The sequence below is a fragment of the Pseudomonas sp. WHRI 8519 genome, from assembly GCF_040224055.2.
GTDB classification, from domain to species: domain Bacteria; phylum Pseudomonadota; class Gammaproteobacteria; order Pseudomonadales; family Pseudomonadaceae; genus Aquipseudomonas; species Aquipseudomonas putida_X.
On the sequence record NZ_CP167996.1, the window covers coordinates 5,637,617 to 5,653,947 of the forward strand.

Genomic DNA, 16,331 nt, shown 5'->3' on the forward strand with positions numbered 1-16,331 from the left:
GACAAGGAGGCAGCATGCGCATCGCTCTGTTCCAGGGTGCACCCAACCCGTTGGATGTGCCCGGCAACCTGCAACGGCTGCGCCACCAGGCGCACTTGGCGGCCGAGCGTGGCGCACAGTTGCTGGTGTGTCCGGAGATGTTCCTGAGCGGCTACAACATCGGGTTGGCACAGGTAGAGCGCCTGGCGCAGGCCAATGATGGCCCAGCGGCCATGGAGGTGGTGGAGATCGCCCAGGCGCATCGCATCGCCATCGTCTATGGCTACCCCGAGCGCACTGACGATGGCGCGATCTACAACAGCGTGCAACTGATCGACGCTCATGGCCGTAGCCTGTGCAACTACCGCAAGACGCACCTGTTCGGTGAGCTGGACCGCGGCATGTTCAGTGCGGGCGCCGACCACTTTCCGGTGGTCGAGCTGGAAGGCTGGAAGGTCGGGCTGCTGATCTGCTACGACATCGAGTTCCCGGAAAATGCCCGGCGCCTGGCGCTGGACGGCGCTGAGCTGATCCTGGTGCCGACCGCGAACATGGCACCGTATGATTTTGTCTGTCAGGTAACCGTGCGCTCCCGGGCACAGGAAAACCAGTGCTACCTGGTGTATGCCAACTATTGCGGGGCCGAGGGCGAAATCCAGTACTGCGGCCAGAGCAGCATCATCGCGCCGGATGGCAGCGTGCTGGCCATGGCCGGCCGGGAGGAGTGCCAGTTGCTGGCGGACTTGGCGCAAGAGCAGGTGGTGCAGGGACGTAAAGCATTTCCTTACCTCACCGATCTGCGCAAGGAGTTGCATCTGCGGCGAGGCTGAGAGGGCCAACAAATTTGTTAGCATGTGTGCCTGACCCGGAGCCCCCATGCCTGATGCCACTCGCCACCTCACCTTAGCCAACGGCCTGCAGCTCACCCTGCGCCATGCCCCGCGGCTCAAGCGCTCGGCTGCGGCGCTGAAGGTCCACGCGGGCAGCCACGATGCCCCGGCAAAATGGCCAGGGCTGGCGCACTTTCTCGAACATCTGTTCTTCCTTGGCACCCCCCGCTTTGCGCTGGATGACGGCCTGATGCGCTACGTCCAGACCCTTGGCGGGCAGGTCAACGCCAGCACCCGCGAACGCACCACGGATTTCTTCTTTGAAGTGCCGCCCGCAGCCTTGGCCGGCGGGCTGCACCGCCTTTGCCAGATGCTCGCCGAACCAGACCTGGGTCGCGAACGCCAGCGCCGCGAGCGTGAAGTGATTCATGCCGAATTCATCGCGTGGTCGCGCAACCCGCAGGCACAGCAGCGCTTGGCCCTGCTGCAGTCAGTGTCGGCTGGCCATCCGCTAGGCGGTTTTCATGCAGGCAACCGGTATACCTTGGCGTTGCAGGACCCCGCCTTTCAGCGAGCGCTCACAGATTTCCATCAACGCTATTACCAAGGCGGCCAGATCACCTTGAGCCTGTGTGGGCCGCAACCGCTGGATGAGCTCGAACAGCTTGGCAGGCACTACGCCGGTGCGTTTGCGTGTGGCGAACGCAGGCCACAAACACCGCCACCGGCCCTGTCGAGCACCAGCACTGGCCTGGTCTTCACCCATGAAAACCTGCCCCCTGGTGCCGAACGGGCATTGGAGCTGCTGATTGCCGGCTTGAGCGACAGCAGGCCGGGCACCTGGCTGGATGCACTACGCCAGCGCGGCTGGCTGCAAGCGTTCAAGGCTGAAATGCTGTATGCCTTCGCCGGGCAGATGCTCTGGCACATCGAGCTCGAACTCAGCAAAGACGCCTGTGCAGAAGAAGCTCACGCCCTGCTGCACGGATGGTTCGGCTTCATCCGGCAATGCGATCCGGCGCACCTGAACGCCGAATTCGGCCTTTTGCACCAGAGCCGCGAACGCAACGCCAGCCCCCTCGATCTGGCCCGCCGCGACAGCGCAGGCCAGCCATTGGCGGCACTTGATGCACAAGCACTCTGCGCATTTCAGGCACTGCTCGAAGGCCTGCCATCGCGCAAGCATGGCCAATGGCAGTTGCCAGCCGCCGAACCTTTGTTGCTTCCCGGCTTGCCTCCCACGCAATTGCCGCAATTGCCTGCAGCGCTGACGGTCAATCAGCAACTGCCAGCGGCGCGCCAGTACGGGGCAGTTCATCTGCGCTGGCAAGTGCCTTCGGCCCTGCGCCAGCGCCTCTATGCTGTGCTGGAACGCGCCCTGCAGCCGCTACAGGCACGCTGCGAGCGTGCCGCTGTGCACCTGCAGTTCAGTGCCGCAGGCGAGTATTGGCAGCTGCGTTGCACTGGCCTGCCCACAACGGTCATAAAAGCCGTCGAACTCGCCATCGCGTGTTTGCGTTCGCCCGCTGCTGACTGGGATCCGCCTACACAACAGGCCCCCTTGCTGATCCCAATCAGGGCCCTGCTCAACCAACTGCCAGAGGCACTCACAGGCGCAGTACCAACGCCCGAGCCAACCAGGGCGATCAATCAACAGGCACTCGATGATGCATGGCAGCACAGCCGGTGGCATGGCCTGGCGGTGGGGTTCGATGCAACTGCCCTGCAAGCCCTGAGCGCAGCCTTGCAAGGCTGCCCCGGACAGCTCGGCATGCCCGTACCGCCGCCCGCCTGGCACGGCCGGCGCTGGCACCACGCCAAGGTGCCGGGCAGCGAGCCCGCACTGCTGCTGTTCTGCCCCGTGCCTGCGCACCAGCAGGCCTGCGGCCGGCTTCTCGCCCAGATGCTGCAAGGGCCTGTGTACCAAAAGTTACGTGTGGAATTGCAGCTGGGTTACGCCGTATTCAGTACCTTTCGTCAGGTGGAGGGCATCGGCGGGCTGCTGTTCGGCGTGCAATCACCCCATGCCACCCACGCTGAGATCCTCGGTCACCTGCTCACCCTTCTGCGCCAGGGAGTACGCCTGGACGCAGCTGCACGCCAGAGGTTGGCGGAACAGTTCGACGAGCCAGCCATGGCCAACGCGGACCTTGCCGATTGGGCATGGCAGACACACTTGGCTACACTACCCGGTGATCTCCCCACATTAAGCGCGGCTATCCTCAAGACGCAACAAGCACATCTGGACGATTTGCTGGGTGGCCTGCTCGCAGCCGATTCACCCTTGCTCTGCCTGGCCAATGGGCCTGCGCCAGAGGGCGCCTGGCACTGACCCGGAATCCATTGTTACGTATACCGCAAGGGCGCGTTTCGAAGAATTAACCTTTCGGTACATGATTTTCTTGTAAGATAACGCTATCTCAGCCGCCGGAACCTTCGGCGCGAGGCGACGCCAAACAAATAGCTGAACCCTCTACCCTGACCCGGAAGGAGCAAAAACCATGTGGACCAAACCTGCATACACTGACCTGCGTATCGGCTTCGAAGTGACCATGTACTTCGCCAGCCGCTAAGCATTGCCTGCGTCTCAACGCCTCGGCCAGCCGGGGCGTTGTCGTTTTTCAGGCTACGGTTCTTCGCACAGTTCGGATAGAGAGCAACCATGTACATCCAGATTCTCGGTTCCGCCGCCGGCGGCGGTTTTCCGCAGTGGAACTGCAACTGCGTCAACTGCAAAGGCTATCGCGATGGCAGCCTGCGCGCCACGGCACGTACCCAGTCGTCGATAGCCCTGTCCGACGACGGTGTTCACTGGATCCTGTGCAACGCCTCACCCGACATCCGTGCCCAGCTGCAGGCCTTCGCGCCAATGCAGCCGGCCCGTGCCCTGCGCGACACCGGCATCAACGCCATCGTCCTGCTCGACAGCCAGATCGACCACACCACTGGCCTGCTCAGTCTGCGCGAAGGCTGCCCGCATCAGGTCTGGTGCACCGACATGGTCCATCAGGACCTCACCACCGGCTTCCCGCTGTTCAACATGCTCAGCCACTGGAACGGTGGCCTGCAGTGGAACCGTATCGAGCTCGAGGGCAGCTTCGTCATCCCGGCCTGCCCTCATCTCAAGTTCACCCCCTTCCCGCTGCGCAGCGCCGCACCGCCTTACTCCCCGCACCGCTTCGACCCACACCCGGGCGACAACCTGGGGCTGCTGGTAGAAGACACCCGCACCGGCGGCAAGCTGTTCTACGCGCCCGGCCTGGGTCAGGTCGACGACAAACTGCTGGCAATGATGCGTGACGCTGACTGCCTGCTGGTCGACGGCACGCTGTGGGAGGATGATGAAATGCAGCGCCGCGGGGTCGGTACCCGTACTGGCCGCGAAATGGGCCACCTGGCGCAGAATGGTCCCGGCGGCATGCTTGAGGTGCTGGACGGCTTCCCAAGCCAGCGCAAGGTACTTATCCACATCAACAACACCAACCCGATTCTGGACGAAGACTCCCCCGAACGCGCCGAGGTCCAGCGCCGAGGGGTAGAAGTCGCCTTCGACGGCATGAGCATCGAGTTGTAAGGAGGCCCGATGAGCGAAGCACTGCCACTGTCGCCTGCCGAATTCGAGCAGGCTCTGCGCGCCAAGGGCGCCTACTACCATATTCATCACCCCTACCACGTGGCGATGTACGAAGGGCGCGCTACCCGCGAACAGATTCAGGGCTGGGTGGCCAACCGCTTCTACTACCAGGTGAACATCCCGATGAAGGATGCCGCGATCCTGGCCAACTGCCCGGACCGTGAAGTGCGCCGTGAGTGGATCCAGCGCTTGCTCGACCACGACGGCGCCCCGGGCGAAGACGGTGGTATCGAAGCCTGGCTGCGCCTGGGTCAGGCTGTGGGGCTCGACCCCGACCAGCTGCGCTCCCAAGAGCTGGTGCTGCCAGGTGTGCGCTTCGCCGTCGACGCGTACGTGAACTTCGCCCGCCGCGCCAGCTGGCAGGAAGCGGCCAGCAGCTCGCTGACCGAACTGTTCGCCCCGCAGATCCATCAGTCGCGCCTGGACAGCTGGCCGCAACACTACCCGTGGATCGATCCTGCCGGCTACGAGTACTTCCGCACCCGCCTGGGCCAGGCCCGGCGCGATGTCGAACACGGCCTGACGATCACCTTGCAGCACTACACCACCCGGGCGGCCCAGGAGCGTATGCTGGAAATCCTGCAGTTCAAGCTGGATATCCTCTGGAGCATGCTCGATGCCATGAGCATGGCCTATGAGCTGCACCGCCCGCCGTATCACACCGTCACCCAGCAACGGGTATGGCACAAGGGGATTGCCCTATGAGTTTCGACCGCAAACAAGTGCCGAACTGGCGCCCCGGTTATCGTTTCCAGTACGAACCGGCGCAGAAAGGCCATGTGCTGCTCTACCCTGAGGGCATGATCAAGCTCAATGACAGTGCCTCCCTCATTGGCGGCCTGATCGACGGCAAACGTGACGTGAACGCGATCATCACCGAGCTCGAACAGCAATTTCCTGGTGTGCCCGAAGTCGCTGATGACATCGAGCAATTCATGGAGGTGGCCCGTGGCGAACACTGGATCACCCTCGCCTGAGGTACCGGTCGGCCTGCCGCTGTGGCTGCTGGCCGAACTGACCTATCGCTGCCCGCTGCAGTGCCCGTACTGCTCGAACCCGCTCGACTTCGCCGAACAGGGTAAGGAGCTGACGACCGCGCAGTGGTTCAAGGTAATGGCCGAAGCCCGTGAAATGGGCGCTGCGCAGATCGGTTTTTCCGGTGGCGAACCGCTGGTGCGCCAGGACCTCGCCGAACTGATCGGCGAAGCGCGCCGGTTGGGTTACTACACCAACCTGATCACCTCCGGCATCGGCCTGACCGAGGCCCGTATCGCCAACTTCAAGGAAGCCGGTCTGGACCACATCCAGATCAGTTTCCAGGCCAGCGACGAACAGGTGAACAACCTGCTGGCAGGGTCGAAAAAGGCCTTCGCACAAAAGCTGGAGATGGCCCGTGCGGTGAAAGCCCATGGCTATCCGATGGTGCTCAACTTCGTCACCCACCGGCACAACATCGACAAGATCGACCGCATCATCGAGCTGTGCGTGGCGCTGGAGGCCGATTTCGTCGAGCTTGCCACCTGCCAGTTCTATGGCTGGGCGCACCTCAACCGCTTGGGCCTGTTGCCGACCCGTGAGCAACTTGAACGCGCTGAACGGATCACCAACGAGTACCGTGCGAAGCTCAAGGCCGAAGGCAACCCGTGCAAGCTGATCTTCGTCACGCCGGACTACTACGAGGAACGCCCCAAGGCCTGCATGAATGGCTGGGGCAGCCTGTTTCTGACCATCACGCCGGACGGCACTGCCCTGCCCTGTCATGGCGCCCGTCAGCTACCGGTGCAGTTCCCAAATGTTCGTGATCACGACCTCAAGCACATCTGGTACGACTCGTTCGGCTTCAACCGTTTCCGTGGTTATGACTGGATGCCCGAACCCTGCCGTTCGTGCGACGAGAAAGAAAAGGACTTCGGCGGCTGCCGCTGCCAGGCCTTCATGCTCACCGGCGACGCCAGCAACGCCGACCCGGTGTGCGCCAAGTCGGCCGACCACGGCATCATCCTCAAAGCCCGCGAGGAGGCAGAAACAGCCGACCTTGCCATTGAACAGATGACCTTCCGCAATGATCGAAACTCCCGTGTCATCGCCCGCGGCTGAATTCAGTGCGGCCCAGGCGGTTGCCGCCGGCACCGACTTCACGGAACTCAAAGTCACTGCCGACGGGTTGTTCTGGATCGAATTTCGCCCGGCCGATGGTGCTTGCCGCATCTGGCACTGGCTTTACCACCAGGCACGCTGCCTGACCCCGGATGGCTTCAGCGTGCGCAGCCGGGTATACGAGTATGGCGGTGGCAGCTTCTGCCTGGGTGGCGACGGGCTGGTGTTCGTCAACGAAAAGGACCAACAGGTCTACACCCAGCCGCTGGACGACCTGCCACCGCGCGCGCTGACTCAGGATGCCAGCTGCCGCTACGGCGATGTGCAGTGGCATGCTGGCCAGGTGCTGGCCGTCGAGGAGCGGCATGCCGAGCAGGTAGAGCATCGCCTGGTCGCGCTGGATGAATGCAGCCGCGAGGTGCTGGCCGAAGGCGCCGATTTCTATGCCTCACCCACAGTGAGTGCCGATGGCCAACGCCTGGCATGGGTCGAATGGGACCGCCCGGCACAGCCTTGGACCGTCACCCGGCTGATGTGTCGCACCCGGGATGCCAGCGGCCACTGGGGCCCGGTGCAGCGTGTAGCCGCTGCTGACGAATCCCTGCAACAGCCGCGCTTCGATGCCGAAGGCCGCCTGTACTGCCTGTCCGACCGCAACGGCTTCTGGCAGCCCTGGGGTGAGGTCGAGGGCCACTGGCAGGCGTTGCCTGCCGCGCTTGCGGACCACGCTGCCGCGCCTTGGCAGCTTGGCACCTGTACCTGGCTGGCGCTGGGGCCGCAAAGCTACCTGGCCAGCTGGTTCAAAGACGGCTTCGGGCAATTGGGGCTGCGGGCTGAGGATGGCCACATGGCGCGTTACGCCAGTGCCTACACACGCTTTCGCAGCCTGGCCATGGACAGCGAGCACCTGTATGCCATCGCCGCCTCGCCCATCAGCTCGCCGGCTGTGATTGCCATTGACCGCCGCCACCACGAGGTGCGCGTACTGGCCGGTGGTGCCGAAATCCTGCCGGCAGAACAGGTCAGCCTGCCGCAGTCCTTCCACTATGGCAGTGACGAGGAACAGGCCCATGGTTTCTTCTACCCGCCATCGCAGTCGCAGGGCGCCGCACCGCTGGTGGTGTTCATACATGGCGGGCCGACCTCAGCCTGCTATCCCGTGCTGGACCCACGCATCCAGTACTGGACCCAACGCGGCTTTGCCGTGGCCGACCTGAACTACCGGGGCAGCACCGGCTATGGCCGGGAATACCGCCAGGCACTGCACCTGCGTTGGGGTGAGAGCGATGTGGCCGATGCTTGCGCGGCGGTCGAATACCTGGCCGCTCAGGGCTTGGTCGACAAGCACAAGGCGTTCATCCGCGGCGGCAGCGCGGGGGGCTACACCACGCTGTGCGCCTTGGCGTTCCATGACGTGTTCCGCGCCGGCGCCAGCCTCTATGGGGTCAGCGACCCGCTAGCGCTGGGCCGTGCCACGCACAAGTTCGAAGGGGATTACCTGGACTGGCTGATCGGCGACCCGCAGCAGGATGCCGAACGCTATCGCCAACGCACCCCACTGCTGCATGCCGAGCAGATCAACGTGCCGGTGATTTTCTTTCAGGGTGAACTGGATGCTGTGGTGGTGCCGGAACAGACGCGCTCGATGCTTGAGGCGTTAAAGGCCAATGGCATCGAAGCCGTGGGGCACTTCTATGCGGACGAACGACATGGCTTTCGAAAGGCCGAAAACCTTGCACATGCCCTCGAAGAGGAATGGCGATTCTATTGCCGGGTGCTAGCCCGATGAAACCTGGGGCCGCGCTGCGGCCCCAGCAGATTCAGCGCTTGGCGATGATGTACACCGCATGCACGATACCCGGAATGTACCCCAGCAAGGTCAGCAGGATATTCAGCCAGAACGCCCCGCCGAAACCGACCTGCAGAAACACACCCAGCGGCGGCAGGATGATGGCGATAATGATGCGAATGATGTCCATGCAAGTTTCTCCTCAAAGGGTCTAAACAGAGACTAGCTGGGCATCACAGAGGTTCCACCGGTGCATGGCGCGGTTTTTTGCAAAGCCCTTGAACGGGCGCCAGAAAACCCAGATATGCACGACCTCCTCCAGTGGCTCAAGAAACTCCCCATAAAAAAACGCCCCAGGCCAAATGAATCAGGCCAGGGGCGATGCGCAGAAACGCGAGACGGTTCGTAGAATTCGTATCAGGCCGAGACCTCACCGCGGGCCTGCTGCTGTGCGTGCAGGCGGGCGAACGCCCGGGCCAGGCGCAACAGCATTTCATCGATGTTGCCTTTGCTCACGGTAAGCGCTGGCGAAAAACGCACCACATCCGCTTGCGGCGCATTCAGCAGCAGGCCCTCGTGCAGGGCCGCTGCCACCAGTTCGCGGGCCAGGTGTTCTTTCAGTTGCAGGGCCCACAGCAGGCCTTGCCCGCGTACTTCACCCAAGCCATAGCGCCCGGCCAGGCGGCTCAGGCCTTCGCGCAGGTGGCGGCCGTTATCCTGCACCTGGGCGAAAAAGCCAGGCTCCAGCACAGCGTCCAGCACAGCCAGGCCGGCGGCGCACATCAGGGCATTGCCGTGGTGGCTGCCTTCCAGTTCGCCAGGCGCAGCGCAGCATGCTGTGCCCCGGGCAAGCAAGGCAGCCAATGGCACACCGCCGCCCAGCCCCTTGCCTAAGGTGATGATGTCCGCGCGCACCCCATAAAGCTCCTCGGCCAGCAGCGCACCACAACGACCCATACCGGTCTGCACCTCATCGAGGATCAGCAGGATGCCCAGCTCACGGCACAGTGTTTCCACGCCCTTGAGGTACTCCTGCGTGGCAGGGATGACACCCGCCCCGCCCTGGACAGGCTCGAGCATGATTGCCACGGTGCGCGAATCTACTGCGGCGTGCAGGGCAGCAAGGTCATTGAATGGCACTTTGCTGAAGCCCGGCAAACCGGGCTCGCAGCGGTTGCACGGCAGCGGATCGGACGCCGACAGGGCCCCCAGGCTACGGCCATGGCAGCCCTGACTGGCAGTGATGATGTGATAAGCGCCGTTGCGGTGCAGTTGGCCCCACTTGCGCGCCAACTTGATCGCCCCCTCGCAGGCCTCGGCGCCGCTGTTGAGCAGATAGCCCTGATCGCTACCGGTGCGCTGGCACAAGCGGTTGACCAGCGCCAGCAAACCACGGCTATGGAAACCCGCCCCCGGGTTGATCAACGCCTGGGCCTGGTTGCCCAGCGCCTTCGCCACCACGCCAGGGCTGTGGCCCAGGCTGTTCACCCCGCCGCCCTGGGTAAAATCCAGGTAGGCATGCCCTTCGTGGTCCCACAACCAGGAGCCTTGGCCGCGCACGAACACTTGAGGCGCACGCTCGGTGCCGGGCATCAGGCGCTCACGCGACAACGCCGATGCGTCTGGCTCGATTACCGGCGCGCGCTTTGGCTCGACAGCCGTGGCGGGGGCCGATCGGCGCAGGTTGAACAGGTTCATGGGGGGCTCCAGCCAGTCACCGCAGGGGGCAGCGTCCGGTCTCGGCGCCGGCGCTTGATAATTTTGCCTTTCCTATCAAAAGTGTTTTTCGAACGGGGTAACAATGCGCGAATTGATTGCTGTAAGCCGCTGAAATACAGCGATAGACTAGGCTCAGGCGGCGCTAGCGGCCATTTCGTTTTTTCAGCTTTTTCGATAAGTAATACTTATGGATTTTCGCCAACTGCGTTATTTCGTCGCGGTGTATGAAGAAGGCCATGTCGGCCGCGCCGCTGAACGGCTGTCACTGTCTCAGCCGGCCCTCTCCCAGCAGATCCGCCAGCTTGAGCACAGCCTTGACCTGAGCCTTTTCGAGCGCAGCAACAAGCGCCTGCTGCCGACCCTGGCGGCTCACACCCTTTACAACCACGCCCTGCCCCTGCTCGACGGGCTGCAGCGCGCCCACGAAGCGATGCGTAACTTCAAGGGCCAATCCTTGCGCACGCTGGCCATCGGCGTGCTGCAGACAGTACGCCCCAGCCTGGTGCCGCAGTTGCTAGAGCGCTTGCGCAAGGCCCAGCCGCATCTTGTGGTACAGATCTACGAGCTGTCCGGGTTGGAAATCGAACGACGCCTGCTCAACGGCAACCTTGATATCGGTATCAGCTACCTGCCGCCACGCCAGCCAGGGCTGCACGGCTTGCTGCTGTACGAAGATGAACTGCAGTTGGTCATCCCTGATACCCATCCGTTGAAGGACTTCAAGAAGGTCTCTATCCGGCAAGCGGCTGAACTGCCGATACTGATGCTTGGCGAGGAGTTCCAGGTCCGCCAGATCTGGAAGCAACAACTGGCCAGCCTAGGGCGCAGGCCGCAGGTTCAGGCAGAGATGAACAACATGGGCGGCATTCTCGACAGCCTGGCCCATACCGCACTGGCCACTATCCTGCCTGGCCGCGCCAAGGATGCTGCCGAAGATGACCAAGGGCTGCTGTGGAAACCCTTGAGCGAACCGCGGGTGCCGTTGAAGGTTGGCCTGGTATTTCGTGATGCGCAGCGCCAGCAAGCATCGGTTGAGTTGCTGCGTACACTGCTGGAGGAAGAGGCCGACGCACGGCAATTGGGGGCTTCAGCGCTGGATGTGCTTGGCTGAAATACACGCGCGCAAAGAAAACCCCGCCGAAGCGGGGTTTTCCCAGACTTTTTCCCTGTGACATCCTTATCGCCCTACCGTCCTGGCAGGAAATCCTTCGTTTGTCCCTGTTCTGTCCTTTGCGCTTCCTGCGCAACGTCCATGGGGAAAGATTAGCCGTGGATCCAATCTGACACCAGTGGCGAAAAGTCACCGCGTTATGTAGGAAAATGCTTACAAGCAACGTCCATCAATAAACGCGGTGCCTACATGCCACTGCTCAGAACTGTTCGGCATCCAGCAAGTACAACGACTCGCTCCCCGCCTTGACCGAAGCCACCAACGAATCCACCCGCGGCAGAAGCCTGGCGAAGTAGAACCGCGCTGTGCCCAGCTTGGCCGAGTAGAACGCCTCATCGCCCTCGCCCGCCTTGGCCGCACGCGCCATCAACGCCCACATGTAGGCATAGGCGACATAGCCAAAGGCATGCAGGTACTCGACCGATGCAGCACCGATTTCATTCGGGTTGCCCTTGGCCCGCTCCAGTACCCACTCGGTCAGCCCGTCGAGTTGATCGAGGTAGGCACCCAGCGGCTTGGCGAACTCATCCTGGTCAGCCCCCGCACTGGCGATGAACTGGCGAATTTCCTCAGAGAACAGCTTGTAGTAAGCACCACCACTGGCCACCACCTTGCGGCCCATCAGGTCCAGGGCCTGAATGCCGTTGGTGCCTTCGTAGATCTGGGTAATGCGTACATCGCGAACCAGCTGCTCCTGGCCCCACTCACGGATGTAGCCATGCCCACCGAACACCTGCTGGCCATGCACCGCGCACTCCAGGCCCAGATCGGTGAGGAACGCCTTGGCGACCGGGGTCAACAGTGCCACCAGCTCTTCACTGCGTTTGCGCGTACCCGGCTCTTCGCTGTACTTGGCGCTGTCCAACTGCATTGCCACGTACGTCGAGAAGGCGCGGCCACCTTCGATCAGCGCTTTCATGGTCAGCAGCATGCGGCGCACGTCCGGGTGGACGATAATAGGGTCGGCCGCCTTGTCCTTGGCCTGCGGGCCGGTAGGGGCGCGGCTCTGCAAACGGTCGCGGGCATACTCGACGGCATTCTGGTAGGAACGTTCCGCCGTGGCCAAGCCCTGAATGCCCACGCCCAGGCGCTCGTAGTTCATCATGGTGAACATCGCCGCCAGGCCCTTGTTCGGCTCACCGACGATGTAACCTACGGCTTCATCGAAGTTCATCACGCACGTAGCCGAGGCCTGGATTCCCATCTTGTGCTCGATCGAGCCACAGGTAGCCGGGTTGCGCGCCCCGAGGCTGCCGTCATCGTTGACCAGGAACTTGGGCACCAGGAACAGCGAGATACCTTTAGGCCCGGCCGGTGCGTCCGGCAGCTTGGCCAGCACGAGGTGGATGATGTTTTCGGTCAGGTCGTGTTCGCCGCCGGTGATGAAGATCTTCGTGCCGCTGACCTTGTAGCTGCCATCGGCCTGGGGCTCGGCCTTGGTACGGATGATGCCGAGGTCGGTACCGGCATGGGGCTCGGTGAGGCACATGGAGCCTGCCCACACGCCGGAATACATGTTCGGCAGGTACTTTTCCTTGAGCGCTTCGCTGGCGTGGGCGTTGATCGACAGGCAGGCGCCAGCGGTCAGCATGGGGTACAGGCCAAACGCCAGGCTCGAAGCGTTGACCATTTCCTCAACCTGGGCGGAAATCGCCTTGGGCATGCCCATACCACCGTACTGGGGATCGCCGCCCACACCTACCCAGCCGCCCTCGGCGTAAGTGTTGTAGGCCTCGATGAAGCCAGCCGGGGTACTTACCGCACCGTTCTCCCAGTGACAGCCTTCTTCGTCAGCCGCGCGGCTGAGCGGCGCGATGGACTTGCTGGTGACCTTGCCTGCTTCTTCCAGAACGGCGAGTGCGGTTTGCGCATCGACCGTTTCGGCCAGCTCAGGCAGTTGCGCCCACAGCTCTGCCACGTTGAAGACTTCATTCAGAACGAAGCGCATGTCGCGCAGCGGCGCTTTATATTCAGCCATGACAACCTCTCGCGGGTAGGGTCGGGGCGGTCTCGAAGGACCGCAGCACGGGATTGAATCCAGTGTAACCGAACAACTTTTGCGAGACATAGGGTCATCAAGCGACCATATGGTCAATTACAGTCACGCAGTACGCACGGCCCCGCGCCGTGATTGTTGGCCATAAACCATGACACAGTTGCGGCCGGCACCTTTGGCGCTGTAAAGCGCCTGGTCGGCGGACTTCAGTACCTCTTCGGGGTTGCGATGCTCCATCAGGCGTTCAGCGACGCCGATACTGATGGTCACCGATACCGTGCCTGCACCACTGCCGCTGCGGCGTTGTCGCCCGGCGGAATCGTCCTGCGGCCGGTTGTTCTGGTCACGAAGCTGCATCGTGTAGTTGGCGATCATTTCCCGCACAGCTTCCACATGCGGCACGCACTCCTCGGCGGTCTTGCCGGCGAACACCAGGGCAAACTCCTCGCCACCGTAGCGGTAGGCGCGCCCGCCACCGGTGACCTTCGACAGCCGGCTGGCGACCAGGCGCAATACCTGGTCACCGACATCGTGGCCGTGGGTGTCGTTGAATTTCTTGAAGTGATCGACGTCGGTCATGGCAATCACGTAATTGCGTCCCAGGCGCTGCATGCGTTCGTTCAATGCACGCCGCCCGGGCAGGCCGGTCAGCTCGTCACGGAAGGCCATCTGGTAGGCCTCGTGAGAAACCGCCGCAGCGATCATCAACATCACCTGGCTGCACATGATGTTCAGGGTGAACGGCAGGATGAACGTCTTGGGCAGCATCCAGAAGATACCGATCAGCCCGATGATCTGAGCTGCATGCAGGGGCCTTGGCTCACGCAGGTACTGCACCACCAGCAGGATAAAAACACCCATGAACAACGGGTAGACCATCTGAATCAGGCTCATCCACTGCCCATGCAGTGACGGCCAGCGTATTTCCGCCAACCAGGCCAGCAAAGCCTGGGGAAAGCTTTGCTCCAGCGCCACGGCCACGCTACCCACAGCGAACAGCACCGCGAACCGGGCAAGCAGGTCCTGGGCCAGGTGGGTACGCTCCTGCCAGGCGCCAAACAGCCCGAACAATGCAGGCAGAAGCAGGCAGACCAGATGGAAGATCACCGCTGCGTCCTCGCGCACACGGCCGTTGTCACGGTAGTAGTCGGTCTGGGTATCGAGCAGGAAATAGGCGATGTAGACCGTGACCATCAAGAACAGCTCGCGCTGGCGACGGTAAACCGCACAGTAAGCGCCGCCCAGCAGCAGCACCAAGGTAGGCAGGACGTTGAACAGTGATGTGAAGAAGACGCTGAGGTCTCTTACGTAAGCCGCCGCAAGCCCTGCCAGCAAGAGGATCAGTGAAGGCAGGAAGTGGCTTGCGCGTACAGCGTTTAAACGAAACAAGGGTAATCTCCGACCCGGCAGATCAATAATGGCATTGTGCCCTTACTTCATCGGCAGCGCACATGAATAGATGAATGCACGGGGGTTAACGGCAGCAGGGGCGGAGGGCTTGAGCTTTTCTTGTAACCGGATCTTGGGGCGCGCAGCGGCCCCCGGAATCGAGTAGGAGGCGGGTTCACACCCGCCGTCCTCTCACACCACCGTGCGTACGGTTCCGTACACGGCGGTTCAGGCTATGCGGCTAAGCCGGTTGATCGTATCCAGTATCGAGACCAGTCCGAGTCGATCCCATAGTTTCTTCGGCAGCGCCTGATTCATATGTGGCGCCCCCGAGTTCCACCACGGGCCTCGGCCGTTATAGGCCGATTTACAGGCACGCTCTTCGCTTAAGCCCAGACGCATCAGGTTGCGCGCCCTCGTAGAGGGCTGCTTCCATTGGCGCCAGATGGCACAGCGGAGTTTGTGCCTGACCCAGCCATCCAGTTCCTCAAGTGGCCGTTTGCTCTGGCTGAGCTTGAAGTAACCCGCCCAGCCTCGTAATACAGGGTTTATCCGCTCGATGGTATTTGCCATCTTGCGACCCCGTGCACCGCGTAGCAACTCTGCGAGCCGGTCGCGCAGGCGACCCAGGCTCATCGTTGCCACCCGCAGCCTTGGCTGCTGATGCCAGCTCATCCCATAGCCCAAGTAGTCACACTTCCAGGCTCTCGCGACTCGACTCTTCTTCTGATTCACCGTCAGTTTCAAACGTTGGTTCAGGAAGCGCTCGACACTGACCAGTACTCGCTCGCCAGCCCGAGGACTGCGCACATAAATGTTCGCGTCATCGGCATAGCGCACGAAGCGATGGCCCCGCCGCTCCAGTTCGCGGTCAAATTCATCGAGCAGGATATTCGACAGCAGCGGCGAGAGCGGGCCGCCTTGCGGCGTCCCTTCCTGCCGTGGGCTAACGACACCGCCTGACATGACTCCCGCTTCAAGGTAGCGACGGATAAGCCTAAGTACGCACTTATCTTTGACCCGGCACTCGATACAGGCCATGAGGATGTCGTGGTTGACTCGATCGAAGAACTTTTCCAGATCGATTTCCACGCACCACCGATGCCCCGATGCCACATGGGCACGGGCCATCTCGACAGCTTGATGTGTGCTTCTGCCCGGACGGAAGCCATAACTGTAGTCCGAGAACAGTGGGTCGAAGATGAGCGTGAGCTGTTGCTGCAAGGCTTGCTGGATCAAGCGGTCCACGACGCTGGGGATTCCCAGTTGCCGTGTGCCGCCCTGCGGCTTGGGAATTTCAACCGCTCGCACTGCTTGTGGATGGTATTCACCGGCCAGTAGCCTGGCCTTGAGGGTTGGCCAATACTGTTTCATGTAGCCCGCCAAGTCAGCGACCGTCATGCCATCGGCACCCGGCGCTCCCTTGTTGCTGACCACGCGTTGATACGCACGTCTGAGGTTGGCCGGTGCAAGCACCCGCTCCATCAGCGTGTCCGGCTCCGCGTTCGTCCACGTTACTGACGCCGTCGATACCTTTGCGCTGTCAGGCATCATCCTCAGCTTCTGGCCGGGACTCGGGATGACAGTTTCCACTGTGGGAAATTTCTGCATTACGGCTACCAACGAGACAGTGACGCCTACTGGCGGCATAACCTGTTCGGCCCTTGGTGGCGCGGTTAACCGCCACTTACTACGGCTTCGGCTGACTTCTGCATGCTCATCCCGTC

General features: G+C 62.2%; 14 protein-coding genes. 9 read left to right on the forward strand and 5 right to left on the reverse strand.

Translation table 11 applies throughout. The annotated features are described in order from the left end of the window. The first annotated feature begins 14 nt into the window (after nucleotides 1–14). From ABRP30_RS25870 to ABRP30_RS25905, 8 genes are all read left to right on the forward strand, one after another. On the forward strand, nucleotides 15–809 hold the full coding sequence (locus tag ABRP30_RS25870; RefSeq protein ID WP_349976505.1) for a carbon-nitrogen hydrolase family protein: 795 nt from the start codon (nucleotides 15–17) through the stop codon (nucleotides 807–809). 46 nt (nucleotides 810–855) lie between these two features. Beyond that, nucleotides 856–3,141: a pyrroloquinoline quinone biosynthesis protein PqqF gene (pqqF, locus tag ABRP30_RS25875; RefSeq protein ID WP_349976506.1), complete on the forward strand. Its 2,286-nt coding sequence runs from the start codon at nucleotides 856–858 to the stop codon at nucleotides 3,139–3,141. Nucleotides 3,142–3,310: 169 nt separating this feature from the next. After that, nucleotides 3,311–3,382, forward strand: coding sequence for a pyrroloquinoline quinone precursor peptide PqqA (pqqA, locus tag ABRP30_RS25880; protein ID WP_008365141.1), 72 nt, complete (start codon nucleotides 3,311–3,313; stop codon nucleotides 3,380–3,382). An 89-nt stretch (nucleotides 3,383–3,471) separates the two neighbouring features. After that, nucleotides 3,472–4,383, forward strand: a complete 912-nt coding sequence (gene pqqB / locus ABRP30_RS25885; protein ID WP_349976507.1) for a pyrroloquinoline quinone biosynthesis protein PqqB — start codon at nucleotides 3,472–3,474, stop codon at nucleotides 4,381–4,383. A gap of 9 nt (nucleotides 4,384–4,392) precedes the next feature. Next, on the forward strand, nucleotides 4,393–5,148 hold the full coding sequence (gene pqqC / locus ABRP30_RS25890; RefSeq protein WP_012316583.1) for a pyrroloquinoline-quinone synthase PqqC: 756 nt from the start codon (nucleotides 4,393–4,395) through the stop codon (nucleotides 5,146–5,148). Continuing rightward, the gene (pqqD, locus tag ABRP30_RS25895; RefSeq protein ID WP_012316584.1) at nucleotides 5,145–5,420 is read left to right on the forward strand and encodes a pyrroloquinoline quinone biosynthesis peptide chaperone PqqD; all 276 of its coding nucleotides are present in this window, start codon (nucleotides 5,145–5,147) and stop codon (nucleotides 5,418–5,420) included. The genes pqqC and pqqD overlap by 4 nt, the downstream gene beginning before the upstream one ends. Then, nucleotides 5,392–6,540, forward strand: a complete 1,149-nt coding sequence (gene pqqE / locus ABRP30_RS25900; RefSeq protein WP_241805686.1) for a pyrroloquinoline quinone biosynthesis protein PqqE — start codon at nucleotides 5,392–5,394, stop codon at nucleotides 6,538–6,540. Before pqqD ends, pqqE begins: the two co-directional genes overlap by 29 nt. Next, complete coding sequence (locus ABRP30_RS25905; RefSeq protein ID WP_349976508.1) at nucleotides 6,506–8,329, forward strand: S9 family peptidase; 1,824 nt, start codon at nucleotides 6,506–6,508, stop codon at nucleotides 8,327–8,329. The genes pqqE and ABRP30_RS25905 overlap by 35 nt, the downstream gene beginning before the upstream one ends. A 31-nt stretch (nucleotides 8,330–8,360) precedes the next feature. On the opposite strand, the gene ABRP30_RS25910 is transcribed toward ABRP30_RS25905, so the two are convergent. Together ABRP30_RS25910 and ABRP30_RS25915 are read right to left on the reverse strand one after the other, a co-directional pair. Next, a complete protein-coding gene (locus tag ABRP30_RS25910) occupies nucleotides 8,361–8,519 on the reverse strand; it encodes a YqaE/Pmp3 family membrane protein (RefSeq protein WP_012316587.1) in 159 nt (52 codons plus the stop codon). Nucleotides 8,520–8,746: 227 nt separating this feature from the next. Beyond that, the gene (locus ABRP30_RS25915) at nucleotides 8,747–10,027 is read right to left on the reverse strand and encodes an aminotransferase class III-fold pyridoxal phosphate-dependent enzyme (protein WP_349976509.1); all 1,281 of its coding nucleotides are present in this window, start codon (nucleotides 10,025–10,027) and stop codon (nucleotides 8,747–8,749) included. A 208-nt stretch (nucleotides 10,028–10,235) separates the two neighbouring features. On the opposite strand from ABRP30_RS25915, the gene ABRP30_RS25920 reads away from it, so the two are divergent. Further along, nucleotides 10,236–11,159, forward strand: a complete 924-nt coding sequence (locus ABRP30_RS25920) for a LysR family transcriptional regulator (RefSeq protein ID WP_349976510.1) — start codon at nucleotides 10,236–10,238, stop codon at nucleotides 11,157–11,159. 259 nt (nucleotides 11,160–11,418) lie between these two features. On the opposite strand, the gene ABRP30_RS25925 is transcribed toward ABRP30_RS25920, so the two are convergent. The 3 genes from ABRP30_RS25925 to ltrA form a co-directional block, all read right to left on the reverse strand. Next, nucleotides 11,419–13,197, reverse strand: a complete 1,779-nt coding sequence (locus tag ABRP30_RS25925; protein ID WP_349976511.1) for an acyl-CoA dehydrogenase C-terminal domain-containing protein — start codon at nucleotides 13,195–13,197, stop codon at nucleotides 11,419–11,421. Between the two features lie 123 nt (nucleotides 13,198–13,320). Then, nucleotides 13,321–14,604, reverse strand: a complete 1,284-nt coding sequence (locus tag ABRP30_RS25930; protein ID WP_267819259.1) for a GGDEF domain-containing protein — start codon at nucleotides 14,602–14,604, stop codon at nucleotides 13,321–13,323. A gap of 228 nt (nucleotides 14,605–14,832) precedes the next feature. Continuing rightward, nucleotides 14,833–16,254, reverse strand: a complete 1,422-nt coding sequence (gene ltrA, locus ABRP30_RS25935) for a group II intron reverse transcriptase/maturase (protein WP_372490368.1) — start codon at nucleotides 16,252–16,254, stop codon at nucleotides 14,833–14,835. Nucleotides 16,255–16,331 lie beyond the last annotated feature (77 nt).